This window comes from Bosea sp. BIWAKO-01, assembly GCF_001748145.1.
GTDB lineage: Bacteria > Pseudomonadota > Alphaproteobacteria > Rhizobiales > Beijerinckiaceae > Allobosea.
Genome location: NZ_BCQA01000001.1, coordinates 4,088,646 through 4,106,210, shown reverse-complemented (window position 1 = coordinate 4,106,210; position 17,565 = coordinate 4,088,646). Strand labels below are relative to the sequence as shown.

Genomic DNA, 17,565 nt, shown 5'->3' with positions numbered 1-17,565 from the left:
TGCGCCCGGAAGGATGGCGCAGTTACAAATTCAAACCCAGTCGCCGCGGGCGGCTTCTGCCGCCTGGCGGATCGCGGCGATATTGCCGGCATAGGCCGATGGCCCACCCTTGAACACTGCCGAGCCGGCGACGAGCACGTTGGCGCCGGCCCTGGCGGCCAATGGCGCCGTTTCCGGCGTGGCGCCGCCATCGATCTCGAGCGCGATCGGGCGCTCGCCGATCAGCGCGCGCACCCGCGCGATCTTCTCGACCACGGAATGAATGAAGCTCTGGCCGCCAAAGCCTGGATTGACGGTCATCAGCAGGATGAGGTCGACATCGTTCAGAAGCGGCTCGATGACGCTTTCCGGCGTACCGGGATTGAGCACGATGCCAGCCTGCTTGCCTTGTGCCTTGATGGCCTGCACCGTCCGATGCGCGTGCGGGCCAGCCTCGACATGGAATGAGATCAGGTCAGCGCCGGCTTTGGCGAAGGCTTCGACATAGGGGTCGACCGGCGCGATCATCAGGTGCACGTCGAAGAACTTCTTGGTGTGCGGGCGGATCGCCTTCAGCACGTCTGGGCCGAAGGTGATGTTCGGCACGAAATGCCCGTCCATCACATCGCAATGGATCCAGTCGGCGCCCGCCGCATCGATGGCGCGGACCTCCTCCCCGAGCTTCGAAAAATCGGCGGAGAGGATGGAAGGAGCTATGCGGATGGGGCTGGTCATGCGCGAAGCGTTTAGCGCCCGCAGGCCAGCGCTGCAATCGAAACCGGGAGCTTTCAGCGGCGATTGACGGGGTAGGACAGCCGCCGGTCCGCTTCCTCGACCTCCTCCACCGCCGTCGCAAAGGCTGGTCGGCTGCCCAGTCGGCTGAACCAGGCTGAAAGATCGGGATAGCGTGCAAGCGCCGGGCCGCCGAGGCGCACGGCCCAGAACACGCTCATGAACATGCCGATATCGGCCACCGAGAGGGCCTCGCCGAAATAGTCGCGACCGACCAGCCTCTCGTTGAGCCCGCAATAGCACCGCTCGAGCTCGGCCTCGGCGATCAGCGCGTCCGTCTCCTGCGCTGCGCGCCTGTTGCGATCCGTCGTCGGCGGCTCGTTCCGGTGCATGAGCGGCCGCAGCGCGGCGAACAGGACCTCGTCGGCGAAAAGCTCGTCCAACCGCGCGCGCGCTCTGGCCGCTGGATTGCGGGGAAGGAGTGGTGGCAGCGGGTAGGCCTCGTCGAGATATTCGAGAATGACGGTGGAATCGTAGAGGACGAGCCCCTCGTCATTGATCACCGGCACCTGCCGCTTCGGGTTGAGCGCCAGCACTTCGGGGTGGCGCGGATCGTAGCCAGTCAGCTGGTTGAACGGCACCATGATACGCTCGAAGGCGAGGCCCTTCTCCCGTAGCGCGATCTCGACCTTGCGGGAGAACAGGCTCAGAGGCCCGGAATAGAGAGTGATCATGGCATCGCTCCTCGGTTGCTGGAGCGATCGTCTCAGGCCGGATCGTCAACCCGCGTCAGCAGGCGTTTCAGCGCGCTTGATCTTCCCGGCGATGCCGCGCAGCAGCCAGGGCAGCAGATAGATCGGGAACTGCGCCAGCGCAAAATACAGGAAAGTCGTCTGCGGCACGCCGGCCCCGAGCGCCGCAACCAACAGCCCCATGTTCCGTTGACCGGTGCCATAGCCGATCATGAAGCGTTCCGAGCGCTTGAACATCCGCAAGGCGAGCGTCGTGAGCAGAAGGCCAGCGGCGGAAACCGAGAAGGCGATGGCCAGGAACAGCATGACCTGTCCGGGATTGGCCACGGCTGTCCGTGTCACACCATCCATCGCCGCAATGGCAAAGATGAAATACATCAATACGCCAAAGCCATCGAGATTGGCCTTCATCGCTCGGATCCGGGCTGCGCCGAGCCAGTGCCGCAGGATCGCCGCCACCACCATGCCGCCGCCGACGAAGAGCACGAGACGGAGCGTCAGCGCCCAGCGATCCAGCGGCACGGCAGCCCCCGCCAACAACTCCACCACCACCGGGGCCACCAGCGGACTGAGCACCGTGGTCACCACCACGCCCGCGATGATCAGCGAAGGCTCGAAGCCGTAGAGGATCGCGACCGCCGGCGAAGACATAATCGGCGGAGCGGCGCCCATGATGGCAAGCCCGAGGATCAGGCCGGGATCGAGTGCCGCGCGACCGACGAGCAGGAACGCGGCGCCGATCAGCACCGCCGGGCCGAGAATGAGCCACAGGCAGGTGACGATCAGCTTGCCGGGACGACGGATCAGCCCGGCTATGATGCTGAAATCGGCGCGCAGGAAGACGACCGTGGTGAAACAGAAGATCGTTATCGGCAGCAGTGGCCGCGCCGCCGCCGAGAACTGCGGCAGGGCCAACCCCAGAAAGATTGAAAGCGCGAAGCCCTGCGTGCCGTAGCGGCCGAGAAGGGCAAGGCCTGCAGCGAGGAAGGCGGCGAAACGCACGAGCATGAAGGCCTGAATCGGTGCGACAACTGCACCACACTGGCCGATCGCGGAGCCGGCGTCACCTGCCGCTTGGGAAGGCCGGTACTGCGTGACGCAGAATCTTGCGCGGAGGAGAACAGATTGTAAGCGTAGCACGTGATCCGCGCCTGGTTGGCGCAAAACTTGCGAAACTTTCGCCGTTCGACCGCAAAGATACACCATGCCGCTGACATCGCGGCACAGAGCGCTATTTTGAGCGCGGCAACAGGGCTGACAGGAGCGTAAAAATGCGGACCGATACGATTGTTCTCGGCGCGGGGATCGTCGGCATCTCGGTGGCGCTGCACCTGCAGAAGGCCGGCCGTTCCGTATTGCTGGTCGACCGGCGCGGACCGGGCGAGGAAACCAGCTATGGCAATGCCGGATTGATCCAGCGCGAAGGCGTTTATCCCTACGGCTTCCCGCATGATTTCGGCGCCTTGTTCCGCTACGCGATGAACAACACCATCGACGCGTCCTATCATTGGAACGCGATTCCCAAGCTCGCGCCCTTCCTGCTGTCCTACTGGCTGCATTCGCGCCCCTCCAAGCACGAGGCGATCGCTCACCAATACGCCACCCTGATCGAACATTGCGTCACCGAGCATGACGCGCTCGCGGCCGAAGCCGGGGCGACGCATCTGCTGCGCCGCAAGGGCTGGATGAAGGTCTTCCGCTCTGCGGCCGAGCAGGATGCAAGGCTGGCCGAGGCGGCCAAGTGGAACAAGGAATTCGGGCTGAACTACCGCCCGCTCGATGTCGCGACGCTGCGAGCCGAAGAGCCGCATCTCGACCAGAGCCTGATCGGCGGTCTGCACTGGACCGACCCGGTCACGGTGATCGACCCGCTTGGCCTGTCGAAGGCCTATGTCGCCCTGTTCGAAAAGCTCGGCGGGCAGCTTGCGCAGGGCGATGCCGGCACGCTCGCGCAGGACGGCCAGGGTTGGAGCATCGCGCTCGCCGACGGCACCCGCGCCAGCGCGCATGACGCCGTGATCGCGCTCGGCCCCTGGGCCGATGTCCTGACCAACCGGCTCGGTTACCGCCTGCCACTCGCGGTCAAGCGCGGCTACCACATGCACTACAAGCCGCTCGGCAACGCCGTGCTGAACCACCCCGTCCTCGACACCGAGCGCGGCTATTTCCTGGCTCCAATGGTGAAGGGCATCCGGTTGACCACGGGCGCCGAGTTCGCGCTGCGCGACTCGCCAAAGACGCCGGTTCAGCTCGCTCGCGCAGAACCGATCGCTAAGACGCTGTTCCCGCTCGGCGAGCGCGTCGATGCCGAGCCCTGGCTCGGCAACCGCCCCTGCACCCCTGATATGATGCCGATCATCGGTCCGGCGCCGAAGCACCGCAATCTCTGGTTCTCGTTCGGCCATGCCCATCACGGGCTCACGCTGGCCGCAGTGACCGGGCGCATGGTTGCCGAGATGGTGACCGGGGAGAAGGTCTTCGTCGATCCTGCCCCCTTTGCGCCTTCCCGTTTCACTTGAGACGGAGATGCTCCCGGGGGCGCTTGCCGCCGCCGGGAATGATGCTTCGCAAGGAGACCGGGTCAGGCCCTGGCCTGACTCCGCACGCACCAGACAGCGAGCCGGCATGCGTCATCGCCCCTCGCCTCGCCTGCAAAGCCCTGCCACGATCCCTGCCGTTTCGAATCCCCTCCAAGGTGCGCCATGGCCCTCGCCAAAACTCCAGTCCAGGACAATGCCTATGCCGCGGCGCTCGCTCTGCTCGAGCGCGCCCCGCTGATCGACGGCCATAACGACCTGCCCTACGTGATCCGGCTCGATGCCAAGGCGAAGGGCGATGTCGCAGCCTATGACCTGACCAAGGTCCATCCCGAGACCGACACCGACATTCCGCGCATGCAGGCGGGCAAGCTCGCGGGCCAGTTCTTCGCAGCCTATGTGCCGCCGAACCACCCCAAGCCCGCCGGCTTCGCGCTGGCCCAGATCGCGCTGATGCAGAATGTGCTCGCGAAGCATCCGAAGGTCTTCCGCCCCGGCCTCTCCGCCGCCGATGTCGAGGCCGCGAAGACCGAGGGCAGGATCGCCCTGTTCATGACGATCGAGAACGGCTCGGCGATCGACAACGAGCTCGACGCCCTCGACGCTTATTCAGCCCTTGGCGTGCGCCTGATGACGCTCTGCCATAACGGCACGCATGACTGGTGCGATTCGGCGACCGATGCCCCGCGCCATAACGGCCTTTCCGCTTTCGGCAAGGACGTGGTCCGGCGGATGAACAGGCTCGGCATGATCGTCGACCTCGCCCATGTCTCGCCGAAGGTGATGCATGATGCGCTCGACGTCAGCAATGCGCCGCTCGTCTGGTCCCACTCGAACGCGTTCACGCTCTGCGACCACCCCCGCAACGTGCCTGACGATGTGCTCGATCGCGTCGCCGAGAACAACGGCATCGTCATGGCGACCTTCGTGCCTGACTTCATCAGCCAGGCCTCGCGCGACTGGCACCGTCCCGCCAAGGACCAGTACGGCAAGACGCCGGACGGCATGGACTACCAGAAGGCCGAGGCAGAGATCGTCGCCAAATCCGGCCCGCGCCCGACGGCGACGCTGGCGCAGTATTGCGACCATCTCGACTATCTCGCCAAGCGCATCGGCTACGACCATATCGGCATCGGCTCGGACTTCTTCGGCGGCGTCGCTCCGGAAGGGCTGGAGGACAACTCGACCTTCCCGGCCCTGATCGCCGAATTGATTCGCCGTGGTTGGTCGGAAGAGCACCTGGAGAAGCTCGCGGGTGGCAACATGCTGCGCGTGATGCGTGCTGTGGAGGCGGCGGCGGAGCGCTGAGGCGCTCCTCTGCCATTTCAGGGGCCCGGCGGGGCCGAAACGACGGAAACCGGGCTTCGGCCATGCAGGTCAGGCCGCAGGAATACTTGCGCGGCTCATGGCCGGACCCCGCCTCCAAAGGTCTCGCACAGAAAGCAAACGCGCGCCGATCGATCAATTTCAGCTTTCTTAACGCCGAAATGCCACGGAGCTGCGCAGCTCCAGCTGTTGCGAGCGCTTCGAGGGCCGATCAACATGACGTTAGGTAATATTCGTATCAGCATCAAGATCGCAGCTGCGATGCTGATTGTCGGGTTGATTGGCGTGGCCGCAACGATTCTTGGCAGCGTGCAGTTGAGCAAGGTCGACAGCACTTATTCCGAGCTGATCAATTCGCGCAGCAAGGCGACGCTTGCCACTGCCCGTTCGGCGCGCGCCGCAAATGATATTCTGGCTCAGGCCTACAAGGTCATTGCCTATCCTCGCGACACGGATGGTGCGCGCAATGCCCAGAGCCAGTTGCAGCGCTCCTATGGTCAGGCACTCGAGCTGCTGAAGGAGGGACAGTCCCACCTTCCGGAGCGGGCCGCCGAATACGATGCCCTGACCAAGCAGGTCACCGACATCAAGGTGGGCGTCGATCGCGCGCTCTATTACGGCGCTAATGACGAAAACGAGCGGGCGTTGGCCGTGATGGACGAACTCGACGGCAAGCTCACCGCTGTCGTCCGCAACATCACCGATTTCAACAACGCGCTCGGAAAGGATACCGAGACGACCAGCGCAAGGTTGAGCTCGGAGACCAAGCGCACCATCGCCATTGTCATCGGCGGCAGCCTGCTTGGCCTGTTGATTGGCCTGGGTGGTGCGATGTGGATGTCAGCGAAGAGCATCACCGGCCCCTTGGCCCGGTTGAAGGGCACGATGGAGAGGCTCGCCGCCAGCGATTTCGATGCCGAGATCGAGGGCCAGACGCGACGCGACGAAGTCGGCGAGATGGCTCGGGCCGTGCTGATCTTCAAGGAGAACGGCCTCGAGATGCGCCGGCTTGAAGCTCAGACCACCGAGCAGGAGCGCCTGACCGGTGCAGAGCGTCGCCGCAACGAGGCAGAGCGCCAGCGCGTCGAGGCGGAACGGGCGATGCTCGCCAAGGAACAGCAGCATGTCGTCGGGCTGCTCGCAGCTGGCCTGGAAATGCTCGCTCAGGGCGATCTGACCTATCGCATCGACGACAATGTCGCTGCCGACTACCTCAAGCTCCGCGACGACTTCAACGGCGCGGTGAACCGCCTCTCCGAGACCGTCGCGACAATCCAGACGACCTCGGTCGACGTCGCCAATGCCGCACGCGAGATCAACATGGGCGCCGACGACCTTTCGAAGCGCACCGAGGAGCAGGCCTCCTCGCTCGAGGAAACCGCCGCGACGACAGAAGAGCTCGCGGCATCCGTCAAGGCATCGGCCTTGTCGTCCCGCCAGGCCGTGCTGCTGGCCAACGAGGCGACCGAAGTGGCCGAGAAGGGCGGCGCGATCGTCACCGATGCCGTCGCCGCGATGGCGCGGATCGAGCAGGCCTCGCGCAAGATCTCGGATATCACGTCGGTTATCGACGAGATCGCCTTCCAGACGAACCTGCTTGCGCTCAACGCGGCTGTCGAGGCAGCACGCGCTGGCGATGCCGGCAAGGGCTTTGCCGTGGTCGCCTCGGAGGTCCGCACCCTGGCCCAGCGCTCCTCGGAAGCGGCCAAGGACATCACCTCGCTGATCAGCGAATCGGGTGCCGAGGTCGCACAAGGTGTCGGCCTGGTCCGTTCGGCCGGCGAGGCTCTCGGAAAGATCGTCGAAGCCTCGAAGAAGGTCTCCGCCACTGTCTCGGACATCTCGGCAGCCTCGGCCGAGCAGGCCAACGGCATCGATGAGATGAGTCAGACCGTCGCCCACATGGACGAGATGACTCAGCAGAACGCAGCCCTGGCCGAGGAGAGCGCCGCGTCGGCCAGCTCGCTCACCGGCCAGATCCAGCGCTTGAACGGCCTCGTCTCCAGCTTCCGGATCAAGGAAGAGCGGGTGCCGCAGCAGCGCAGGATGGACACCAAGGGGGAGGCCGGGTTCGGCTTTGGCCTGCGCCGTAGCGCTTGACGCCGCTCTTGCTGCAGGTTGATAGGATCGGGCTTTCGAGCCCGGTCCCACAACCGGCGAGACCGATACCACAGAGTACCCGATGACCGGCTCAGGCACTGACCGCACCCGCCCCGCCACGCGGACCCCCGCCCCTGTCATCATTCTGGTCGAACCGCAAATGGCCGAGAACATCGGCATGTGCGCTCGCGCCATGGCGAATTTCGGCCTTTCCGAGATGCGGCTCGTGGCCCCTCGCGATGGCTGGCCCGCCGGTGGAGGCCTCAAGAAGGGCGCAACCGCCGCAGCCTCCGGCGCGACCCATATCCTCGAGAATGCCCGGCTCTACCCCGACGCCGCCGCCGCGACGGCCGATCTCAATCATGTGCTCGCGACCACCGCCCGCGAACGAGGCCAGATGAAGCGCGTCTTCACGCCAGCCGAGGCGATGCCGTCCCTGGCCGAGCGTGTCGGCGGCGGAGAGCGGGTCGGCATCCTGTTCGGTCGCGAGCGCATCGGCCTGACCAATGAAGAGATCTCGCTCGCCGACGCGATCCTGACCTTTCCCGTCAATCCCGCCTTCGCCTCGCTCAATCTTGCCCAGGCCGTGCTGCTGGCCGGTTACGAGTGGTTCAAGACGACGGATGGCGAGCCGCCCTTCCGCGAGAACAATCCCTCGCCGCCCGCGACGCGTGAGACGGTGTTCTCGATGTTCGGCTATCTGGAAGGCGAACTCGAGCGCTGCGGTTTCTTCCCGCCCGGCAAGAAGCCGGTCATGACCGCCAATCTGCGCGACATCCTGCATCGTCTGGAGATGACCGAGCAGGAGGCGCGCACCTTGCGTGGCGTGTTCAAATCCCTGGCGGAAGGGCCGCGGCATCCGCGCCCGGTGAAAGCCTCCGAGGGCGAATAGACGAACCCGTTCGAGCCAAACGAGAAAGGCCGGAGCATCGCTGCCCGGCCTCGCTTGTTACTCCGGTCGCCAGGCTGAACCTCAGAACTGGTATTTCAGCGTCGCCTTCACCGTGCGCCCCGGCTCGCTGTAGTAGTCGCGCGCCTGGGCAAGCGTGCCCGTCGGAACGTTGACCGCATCGAAGTACTTGCGGTCGAAGATGTTGTAGACGCCGACCTGCAGCTCGATATCGGCGAGCTTCGTCGGCCGCCACCAGGCCGAAGCGTTGAAGATCGCATAGCCCGGAGCCTTGAAACCGGTATTCGTGCCCGTCGTTGCAGCAACATCGTCACGCGCTGCAGCGAGCTTGGTCGAGACCTCGGCGCCCCAGATCTCTGTTCCATAGGCGATTGCGACGATACCCTGCATCGGCGGAATCGAATTCAGGAACGTATTGTTGTCCTTGTTCTGCCCCCGGGTATAGGCGAAGGAGCCGCGCGCCAGCCAGTTCTCGGCGAAGGCATACTGGAAATTCGCCTCGACGCCCTGGATCTCGGCGCGCGCGACGTTCCGCGGCCCCTGGATGCCACCCTGCGGGTAGAGCGCATCCGGCGGTGCGATCTGCACGGTCTCGATGAAGTTGCGGTAATTGGTGTGGAAATAGGTCACCGACCCGCCAAAAGCCCGGTCACCGAAGCGGAAGCCGACATCGATGCCGTTGCTGGTTTCCGGGCGCAGCGTGGCGTCGCCGATGCGCAGATAGGTCCCAACCGCACCGAAGCGGCCATAGAGCTCACTTGCAGTCGGCGCGCGAAAACCCTTCGACCATTGCGCGAAGGCCGTCACGTCCTTGAACATGCCGACATTCTTGAGGATGTCGTATTCAAGCCGAACCCGCGGCGACCAGGCGCTGTCGCTGGAGGACGGCGGCAAGCCGACCGGGCTGGAGCCGCCATTGGCATAGGCCGGCGTGTTCTGCGGCTTCTCCTCATACCAGTCGAACCGGACGCCAGGCGTCAGGCGCAGGCGGTTATCGAGCATGCCGATCTCGTCATGCGCGAAGATGCCGATCGCATTGCCGTCGACCTTCGGCTGGTCGGCCTGATTGGTGTGCAGGTTGTTGCAGGCGCTGAAGGCGCCGGTATAGGGGCGGCGGCAATTGTCGACACCGGCCGAATACTGGGTCAGCGTCGTCGTGCGCAGTTCGGTGCCGAGCGTGATGCCGTGCGAGAAGATGCCAGTCTGGAAGTTCTTCACGACATGGCCGTTGAAGCCGAAGGCCTCCTGCTCGGTCTCGTTGTTGCGGGTATAGGGACCGATCACGCTGGTGAAACGGTAGGCTGAGACCAGGGCGTTACGCTTGACGTTCTGCCAGTAGAGATTGGCGTGGGCCTCGTCGAGGAAGCCACCCGGCAACTTGTAATCATAGGTCAGCGAGACGCGCTGGCGCTCGACATCCTCGCCGGTGTCATAGTTGCCCGGGCGGAAATTGCCGGTGGGCGACACCGTGGAGGTGAGGACGTTGACCCTGTCCTCGCGCTTGAACAACTCGCCCGTAATACCGAACCGGTGCACGTCGTCGACATAATGCTGGATCTTCGCGAGCAGCCCGTACTGCGTGAAATCCGTCGGGTTGGGCATCGTTCGGGTCGGGCCGATGCTGTCGATCGTCCCCCTGTTGCCCGTCTCATGCCCGTCGCGGAAGCTGCCCTGGAGCAGGAAAAAGGTCTGCTGCAGTCGTGCCGCCACCGCGGCACTGCCGAACCAGGCCTCGTCGGTGCTGTCATAGCCGGTCTTGGCGAGCGCACCGACCTGGCGGCCGCCCTTGATCAGGTCCTTGGGGTCGAGCGTGCGGACAGCGAGTACGCCCCCCAGAGCCCCGGAGCCGAGCACGCTGGCGCCGCTGCCGCCGCGCAGCAGGTCGAGCGTGGACAACGCATCGAAGTCGAAGGCGTTGGTCGAACTGCGGTCGATCCGGGTATCGGTCAGGAACGGCTGCCTGATACCGTCGACCGTGGTCAGCACGCGCGGGCCGTCGAGGCCGCGAATATTGATGCTGTTATTCTGGCGATTGAAGCTGATGCCCGCTTCAACCCGGTTGGCCAGGTCGGAAATGCTCTGGACCTGCTGCCTGTCGAGTTCTTCGCGCGTCGTGCGGGTGGTCGTCGGCCCGGTGACCAACGGCGTGCCGCTGATTCCCTCCCCCTGGACGGTGATGGTGTCCAGAACGACAGGACCGTCGGCGGCTTGAAGAGGAACCGGCTGTTGTGCGGCCCGAACCCGCTGCTGCGCGCCTGCCTGTGACGCCGTCATCAACGCAAGAACGCCAAGCGCCACGCCGTAACGCAGCCCGCCAGAATGCCCGCCCATAGTCAGAACCCCGCCCCTGCCGGCACAGCCAATGAATTGGATGTGCAGATTGCAGTTTAAAATTGCTGAAAACTAAGCTTTATCAAATCAATAAAGCCAGAACTCGATAGAAATAGAGGCTAATTCTGTCAATCAATTCTCAACCGATAAAAGAACAATAGAATCCATCTAATGGAGAAGCGTTCTAAGTTATGTGTATTCTATACTGCGGACACCTCCCCGGGACCCAGCCCCGCTCACGCCGTCCTCCCGATCTCGTGATTGCCGTGATCCGGCCGCAAAGCAGGTTGCGTATTGCAACGCACAAGCAGTCGCGCATCATGGCGCCAGACCGCTGCGGACAATGTTGATGATGCTCGACCGCCGGACCTTTCTCATGGGCTCAACTGCGCTTGCCGCAGCCGCTGCCGGCACGCCCGGCCCTGCCTTGGCAGGAGATCTCGACGTCGTCGTCATCGGCGCAGGCGCAGCCGGCATCGCGGCCGCACGCGAACTGAAAGCTGCCGGGCGCCAGGTCGTGATCATCGAGGCGCGCAACCGGGTCGGTGGTCGTGCCTTCACCGACACCTCGCTTGGCGCCGCCTATGACGCCGGTGCGATGTTCATCCACTGGGCGGAGCGAAATCCCTGGGTGAAGATCGCCGCCGATCTCGGCATCCCGACGCCGAATGAATCCTGGGGCAGCGGCTTCCAGGTTTTCGCCAACGGGCAACCGATGTCGGATGCCGAGCGGGTCAAACGGCGCGGTGCCTTCAGGCAAATCGACCGCAAGCTCGAAACCGTCGATATCTCGAAGCGCGATCTCTCGGTTGCGGAGCTGCTCGGAGATCTCGGCCCGGATATGACGCCCGTCGCCACCTCCGGGTTGCTGCTCTCGATCGGCGAGGAATCCGATCGCATCTCGGCGCGCGACTACCAGCGCCTGTGGAGCGGCGACGATTTCGTCGTCCCCTCGGGCTACGGCAATCTTGTCGCGCGCCATGGCGAAGGGCTCGATATTCGCCTTGGCGAACCGGTCGATGCCATTCGTTGGGACGGACCCGGCGTCGAGATCACGACGCGCTCGGGGACGCTGAAGGCACGCGCCTGCATCGTCACCGTGCCGGTCGGCGTTCTGAAGGCCGGCGACATCCGCTTCACGCCTGCACTGCCTGCCCGAACCCGCGACGCCCTGAATGGAATCGGCATGGGCGCCCTCACCAAGATCGCGCTCAAGGTCGAGGGCGATCGCTTCGGCATCAAGCCCGGCATGAGCTATCTTGAAGCCGGTTCGCCCAAGGCCATGATGAATGTCGACCTCTTCCCGGACGACAAGGACATCGTCATTGCCTATTGCGGTGGAGACTACGCACGCGACCTTTCCCGTGCGGGAACCGCCGCCGCACGGGATCATGTGACCGAGCTCTTGGCCAAGATGGTCGGCGGGAGCTTTCGCAAGGCCGTCACCGGCGTGTCATTCCCCGCCTGGTGGACCGATCCGTTCTCGCATGGCTCCTATTCGGTCTGCCGCCCCGGCTTCGAGACGGCCCGGGACAGGCTTGCCGAGCCGATCGGCGGGCGCATCTGGATCGCGGGCGAGGCGACGGCCGGTGGCGGTGCGATGACGGTAGGCGGCGCGACCCTGGCGGGGCGGGCGGCGGCAGCGGCCGTGGCGCGGCTGAAAGCTTAGCGTCCCAGCTCCAGCTCCCAGTTCTGCCCCACCAGATCCTGCCCGAAGGAATGGTGTGCCTCCTCGGCGATAAGCCTGAAGCCCGCGGCAATATAGATGCCACGCGCGACGTGCAGGATATCATTGGTCCACAGGATCATGCGCCGATAACCAGCCGATTGCGCGAATTCGACCGCCTCCTGCACCAACGCCTTGCCGAGGCCGAGCCCTTGCCCACGCTTCTCGACCAGCACGAGCCGAAGTTTGGCAACCTCGTCCGACTCTCGAACCACGAAGGCCGAGCCCACCGGCATCCCGTCCAGCTCCGCAATGAAGCAGCGCTCCTTGCCCGGCAGGAAGTCCCGCAGGAATTTCGCCGCGATCTCCGCGACCAGCGCCTCGAAGCTGATGTCCCAGCCATAGTCTTCCGCATAGAGCCGGCCATGCGCCGATATCACCCAGCCGATATCCCCGGGCCTGTGCTCGCGGATGAACGGTTGCCGCTTTCGCTCGCGGGCTCCAGACAGTAGCCGCTCGGCGGTTCCCAGCGCCTCGACCAGATCCGCCTGTTCAGCCTGTCCGAGCCGCGCCAGAATCGATCTGGCCTGATCGCGTGACGCTTCATCCAGCGGTCGAAAGGCGTCATGCCCCTCTCGCGTCAGCAACAGGTGCGAAGCCCGCCCGTCGTCGGGAGAACGTTCGCGTCTCAGCCAGCCGGCCGCAGCAAAGCGCTTGAGGATACGGGAGAGATAGGCCGGATCGAGGGCAAGCTCGCGTGCCAGCTCGCTTGCGAGCCAATCGTCACGTTGAGCCAGCTCATAGAGCACGCGCGCCTCAGTCAACGCGAAACCTGAACCGTGCAGGCTGCCACCAAGTGCTCCAATCCAGCGCGTGTGGAAGCGGTTGAAGCGTCGGATCGCAGCGATCGCGGGGCTATCTGTGGCGGCCATGATGATCTCCGAGGATCAGAATCATGTCAGTTAGTGGACAAAGTCAATTAAATTGAACCGTGGCGGCCGGGAGTTCCTTGACCACTCCTTAACCGGGCTCTGGCCCAATGAAGCGCTCATCCATCTCCTGTGCAGGCGCCTACGCATGCGGGTCGATCTTCTGGCCGGAACAGCCTATGGCGCAGCCGTGATGCCACGCCGCCAACCCACCATTCTGGTCTTCGATTCCGGGCTCGGCGGCCTGACAGTGCTGGCAGAGACCACGCGCGCCCGCCCGGACGCACGCATCGTCTACGCCGCCGATGACGCCGGCTTCCCCTATGGCCGCCTCAGCGAAGCGGAACTCATCGACCGCGTCCTGCAGGTCATGGAACGCCTGATCGCGCGCTGCCATCCTGATCTTGTGGTGATCGCCTGCAACACCGCATCGACTCTGGTGCTGCCGGCGCTGCGCGCCCGCTTCACCATCCCCTTCGTCGGCACCGTCCCGGCGATCAAGCCAGCAGCCGAGTGCACCCGCAGCGGCCTGATCTCGGTCCTGGCGACGCCTGGAACCGTCGCCCGCGACTATACGCGCGGCCTGATCGAGGCCTATGCGGCGTGCTGCGAGGTCACGCTGGTCGGCTCGACCGGCCTCGCCGGCCTCGCCGAAGCCGCACTCAAGGGTGAAACGGTCGACGACGCGGCAATCCTTGCGGAACTTGAACCCTGCTTCGTCGAACACGACAGCGTACGGACCGACGTGATCACCCTCTCCTGCACGCATTATCCACTGCTGCTCGAACGCATGCGCCGGGTGGCACCGTGGTCCGTCACCTGGATCGACCCTGCCCCCGCCATCGCCCGGCGGATTTCCCAATTGCTGGGCCCTGCGGCGCCCCCACCATTCAGCGCGGCTGGCGACGCGCCGGCGATCTTCACGAGCGGGGCCGGCATCAGCGGACCGCTGCGCATTGCACTCGCCGGCTACGGGCTGTCCCAGGTCCTGATCGAGCCATTTCCGCTGATGAATTGAGCAGCGATCCCCAGGCATAGCCCCAAGGGATTTGACTTGCGGGGGCTCCTGCGCCTATAGGGCTCTCGTCGCGCGGGTCCATCAGGGCCCGCGTGGCTTTTTCCGCACCCGTGATCCGCTCGTCGAGAGCCGGATCTGTCGCCCTGGAAACGGGGACAGGAGGGCGCGGTCCTCAACTCGCGAACCAAGAGGACACGCGATATGTCGAAGCGTCATGAGGCGAAATACAAGATTGACCGCCGCCTCGGTCAGAACATCTGGGGCCGCCCGAAGTCCCCGGTCAACCGTCGTGAATACGGCCCCGGCCAGCACGGCCAGCGCCGCAAGGGCAAGCCGTCGGACTTCGGCACGCAGCTGCGCGCCAAGCAGAAGCTGAAGGGCTATTACGGCTCGATCTCCGAGAAGCAGTTCCGCCGTTACTACGCCGAGGCGATCCGCCTGAAGGGCGACTCGGGCGAGAACCTCGTCGGCCTGCTCGAGCGCCGTCTCGACGCGGTGATCTACCGCGCCAAGTTCGTTCCGACGGTGTTTGCTGCTCGCCAGTTCGTCAACCACGGCCACGTCACGGTCAACGGCAAGCGCGTCAACATTACGTCCTACCAGGTGAAGCCGGGTGACGTGATCGCGGTGAAGGAATCCTCCCGCCAGCTCGCCATCGTGATCGAATCGGCTGCGCTCGCCGAGCGCGACGTGCCGGACTACATCGATGCCGACCACACCAAGTTCTCGGCCACCTACACCCGCACCCCGACCCTGTCGGACGTGCCCTACGCGGTGCAGATGGAACCGAACCTGGTCATCGAGTTCTACTCGCGCTGATCCTGCATTGCAGGCTCGGGCTGCGAAGCTCCGATCGGAATCAGAAAAGGGCGGCTCTTCGGAGCCGCCCTTTTTAATTTGAACCCTCGGCAGGTGCGTTGCGCGGCCTGCCCAGGCGGGGAGCACGACACATGGAACCGGGCCTTCCGTGGACCGGTCAGGCGTCTTCCCCAAGCAGCGCCTTCAATCCGATGGGATATCGATACCGCCCCACGCCGGATGCCCGGCAGGGCTGCGGGTCCAAAAGGCGATGTCATTGAACTGAATGGTCTGCGAGACATCGGGCAGTGCATCGCGATAGATGCCGAAGCGCGGCTGTGCATCGATGACCGGCTTGCCTGCCTTCGTCATGCCGTAGCGCGGATATCCGAGCACGCCGCGATAGGCGGGACAGGCGCGCCCATCGAGCCAGAGCTGCAAATGGCTCTCGCCGGCCTTCTGGCTCGGCCGTATCGAAACATTGACCCGGTGCCAGTCCCCCGGGGCGATTGGCCAGTCGCCGCAGAAATGGACCTGCCCGACGCTGTCGCCGCATGTCTCGGTGCCGGCACTCTTGGCGCGGAAGATCGGAGTCTTGCCGTCCGAATCCACCTCGATCTTGAAAAGCGGATTGCCGGGATCGCAGATCTCTTCTCCGCCCCTGCCCTTCTCGTAGCGCGGATCGATATTCTGCTTGATCTGCTGGATGACGGTGCGGTTCTTTCGTGTCAGCCACGGAGCCTCGACCCGGAACTGAAAACTGTACCAGGTCGTGGTATCGAAGCGGATGAGCTCGCGCGTCATCTGGATCTCGGCGCGCTCCGTCGCCGAGGAGCCAGGATCGGGATCATAGGCATCGCCCGGCTTGACGGTAACGCTTAGGACGCGCCCGCCATCTCCGCCCCCCCGTTCCCCGACGCATCGGATACGATCGGCGCGAACCGATTTGTCCAGCAGCGACGAGATCTTCCAGTCCTCGGCCGCGATGCAGGCTGTCTCGAAATCCGCCTGGAACGCCGGAAGGACCTCCTCCGCGCGACCGGCGCCTGGGCAGAACAACGACAAGGAGGCGAACCCCGCCGCGGCAAGAACGCGAAGAACCACGGCGTCTCTCATGCGTTGCCCCCAAACTTCGCCCAGATCCCGCATGGAAGCTATCTCAAGCTTGCGCAGGATCAACATGTTTGAGCCCCCCGGTATTGAAGCGGGGGAGCAACGACAGGCTCCGGATCAGCGTTACAGGATTGGCCACAGGGCCTGAGCAAAACAGCAAAGGGGGCGGCTCGCAGGAGCCACCCCCTCTAGCACGCCCGCCCAGATGGCTGCGGCGCTGCCGGATGATCCTTCGTCAGAGATGCGAACCGACCTCATCGCGAAAGAAATAGCAGCCGAGCCCGACGCAGCCGATCAGGATCGAAAGACCATATGGGCCGAACAGGCAGAGTATGAAAACGAAGGCGATGAAAATCCTCATCAGCCAGTTTGACGATTGAGCCTTCATGAGACGCCCCTCTCACGAGAGTTACTGAGAAGACCCTAGGCGCTCAAAAATGAACTCAATTTGAAGGATTATGGTAAACTCTCGTTTTTCATGACCGCGGCCGCCTCAACCTTCGCCATCTACCTCTTCCGCATCGTCATCTAAACCGCCCCCACCGACAGCAGCATAGAAAAAGGCGGCTCCGAGGAGCCGCCCCGCGAAGGCGATCGCACCGCGATCAGTTGTTGTCGTCGTCGCTATCGTAGCGGCCGCGACGCGAGCCGCGATCGTCACCGTCGTGATCCCGGCCGCCGCGTCGATCCTGCCAGCGGTCGCGCATGTTCTCCCGCGTCCGCTCCATGTGGGCGCGCCCCTCGGAGAATGCTTCGCGCACAGCCCGGCGCGCCACCGTCTTCTGTTCGTCGCTCAGGGTAGACCAGAGCGGGCGAACGGCATCCGCGAGCTCCTTGCTGCGCGTGGCCCGCGCGGCCTGACGGCTGGCCATTGCGTCAAGGCGCTCCATGATATCGGCGTGGCGGAAATTCTCGCGCTGTTCGCGCATTGCCGCAAAGCCCAGGCGACGCTGCTCCATGCCCTTCTTCACGGTGTTCTCGACCGCGTCGAATAACGGGACCTGCTCAGGCTTGAGCTTCATATCGGCGCGCAATTTGGCAAAGCGCTCGCTCATGCGGGTCTGCGCGCGTTCGAGCCGCTCCTTCATGCGGGCTTCCATCTGCTCGGTGCGGCGCTGGTCGCGCTGCTCGGCACGCTCCTGCTGCGTCATGTCGCGCGAGGATCCGGAGCCGCCGACTGGAGGAACCGGCTGCGGCTGCGCGACCGCGAACGTCGCAGCCAGGGCGGCTGCCGACGAAGCTGCGATAAGTGCGATGCGTTTCATCCTGGGTCTCCGTTTGTCGTATCGACAAGGTCAGGTCGCTGGCGGGTCTCGAAGCCGGTTCGCGATCATGGCAAGGCTGACCTCGCGCCCCTGACCCTGCGATGGCGCA

General features: G+C 64.5%; 15 protein-coding genes. 8 read left to right on the top strand and 7 right to left on the bottom strand.

Features of this window, described 5'->3' with window-relative positions; translation table 11 throughout:
- Positions 1-30: 30 nt before the first annotated feature.
- The 3 genes from rpe to BIWAKO_RS19110 are packed head-to-tail and all read right to left on the bottom strand — an operon-like array spanning position 31 to position 2,471.
- Positions 31-714 (bottom strand): ribulose-phosphate 3-epimerase, encoded by a 684-nt coding sequence (gene rpe, locus BIWAKO_RS19120; RefSeq protein WP_069880006.1) that lies wholly within the window; start codon positions 712-714, stop codon positions 31-33.
- 53 nt (positions 715-767) lie between these two features.
- Complete coding sequence (locus BIWAKO_RS19115) at positions 768-1,445, bottom strand: glutathione S-transferase family protein (protein ID WP_069880005.1); 678 nt, start codon at positions 1,443-1,445, stop codon at positions 768-770.
- A 45-nt stretch (positions 1,446-1,490) separates the two neighbouring features.
- Positions 1,491-2,471 (bottom strand): hypothetical protein, encoded by a 981-nt coding sequence (locus BIWAKO_RS19110; protein WP_069880004.1) that lies wholly within the window; start codon positions 2,469-2,471, stop codon positions 1,491-1,493.
- Between the two features lie 263 nt (positions 2,472-2,734).
- Here BIWAKO_RS19110 and BIWAKO_RS19105 point away from each other — a divergent pair, with 263 nt between their 5' ends.
- The 4 genes from BIWAKO_RS19105 (at position 2,735) to BIWAKO_RS19090 (ending at position 8,318) form a co-directional block, all read left to right on the top strand.
- Positions 2,735-3,982, top strand: coding sequence for an NAD(P)/FAD-dependent oxidoreductase (locus tag BIWAKO_RS19105; RefSeq protein ID WP_069880003.1), 1,248 nt, complete (start codon positions 2,735-2,737; stop codon positions 3,980-3,982).
- A 183-nt stretch (positions 3,983-4,165) separates the two neighbouring features.
- Positions 4,166-5,308, top strand: coding sequence for a dipeptidase (locus BIWAKO_RS19100; RefSeq protein WP_069880002.1), 1,143 nt, complete (start codon positions 4,166-4,168; stop codon positions 5,306-5,308).
- Between the two features lie 234 nt (positions 5,309-5,542).
- Positions 5,543-7,426 carry a methyl-accepting chemotaxis protein gene (locus tag BIWAKO_RS19095; RefSeq protein WP_069880001.1) on the top strand — a complete coding sequence of 628 codons (1,884 nt, stop codon included), beginning with the start codon at positions 5,543-5,545 and terminating at the stop codon, positions 7,424-7,426.
- 82 nt (positions 7,427-7,508) lie between these two features.
- On the top strand, positions 7,509-8,318 hold the full coding sequence (locus BIWAKO_RS19090) for an RNA methyltransferase (protein WP_069880000.1): 810 nt from the start codon (positions 7,509-7,511) through the stop codon (positions 8,316-8,318).
- An 81-nt stretch (positions 8,319-8,399) separates the two neighbouring features.
- Here the strand turns inward: BIWAKO_RS19090 and BIWAKO_RS19085 are convergent, their stop codons facing one another.
- A complete protein-coding gene (locus BIWAKO_RS19085; RefSeq protein ID WP_069879999.1) occupies positions 8,400-10,667 on the bottom strand; it encodes a TonB-dependent hemoglobin/transferrin/lactoferrin family receptor in 2,268 nt (755 codons plus the stop codon).
- A 349-nt stretch (positions 10,668-11,016) separates the two neighbouring features.
- Here BIWAKO_RS19085 and BIWAKO_RS19080 point away from each other — a divergent pair, with 349 nt between their 5' ends.
- Complete coding sequence (locus BIWAKO_RS19080) at positions 11,017-12,336, top strand: flavin monoamine oxidase family protein (protein ID WP_069882621.1); 1,320 nt, start codon at positions 11,017-11,019, stop codon at positions 12,334-12,336.
- Here the strand turns inward: BIWAKO_RS19080 and BIWAKO_RS19075 are convergent.
- Positions 12,333-13,265: a bifunctional helix-turn-helix transcriptional regulator/GNAT family N-acetyltransferase gene (locus BIWAKO_RS19075; protein ID WP_069879998.1), complete on the bottom strand. Its 933-nt coding sequence runs from the start codon at positions 13,263-13,265 to the stop codon at positions 12,333-12,335. The two genes, BIWAKO_RS19080 and BIWAKO_RS19075, sit on opposite strands and share 4 nt — an antisense overlap.
- A gap of 145 nt (positions 13,266-13,410) precedes the next feature.
- Between BIWAKO_RS19075 and murI the strand changes: the two genes are divergently transcribed.
- The gene (murI, locus tag BIWAKO_RS19070) at positions 13,411-14,280 is read left to right on the top strand and encodes a glutamate racemase (RefSeq protein ID WP_069879997.1); all 870 of its coding nucleotides are present in this window, start codon (positions 13,411-13,413) and stop codon (positions 14,278-14,280) included.
- Between the two features lie 201 nt (positions 14,281-14,481).
- Entirely contained in the window at positions 14,482-15,099 is a 618-nt protein-coding gene (gene rpsD, locus BIWAKO_RS19065) for a 30S ribosomal protein S4 (protein ID WP_069879996.1), read from the top strand.
- A gap of 183 nt (positions 15,100-15,282) precedes the next feature.
- On the opposite strand, the gene BIWAKO_RS19060 is transcribed toward rpsD, so the two are convergent.
- A complete protein-coding gene (locus BIWAKO_RS19060; RefSeq protein ID WP_176733355.1) occupies positions 15,283-16,182 on the bottom strand; it encodes a heparin lyase I family protein in 900 nt (299 codons plus the stop codon).
- A gap of 214 nt (positions 16,183-16,396) precedes the next feature.
- Here BIWAKO_RS19060 and BIWAKO_RS36005 point away from each other — a divergent pair, with 214 nt between their 5' ends.
- On the top strand, positions 16,397-16,564 hold the full coding sequence (locus BIWAKO_RS36005; RefSeq protein WP_176733354.1) for a hypothetical protein: 168 nt from the start codon (positions 16,397-16,399) through the stop codon (positions 16,562-16,564).
- Between the two features lie 232 nt (positions 16,565-16,796).
- Here the strand turns inward: BIWAKO_RS36005 and BIWAKO_RS19055 are convergent, their stop codons facing one another.
- A complete protein-coding gene (locus BIWAKO_RS19055) occupies positions 16,797-17,456 on the bottom strand; it encodes a Spy/CpxP family protein refolding chaperone (protein ID WP_069879994.1) in 660 nt (219 codons plus the stop codon).
- Positions 17,457-17,565: the final 109 nt, after the last annotated feature.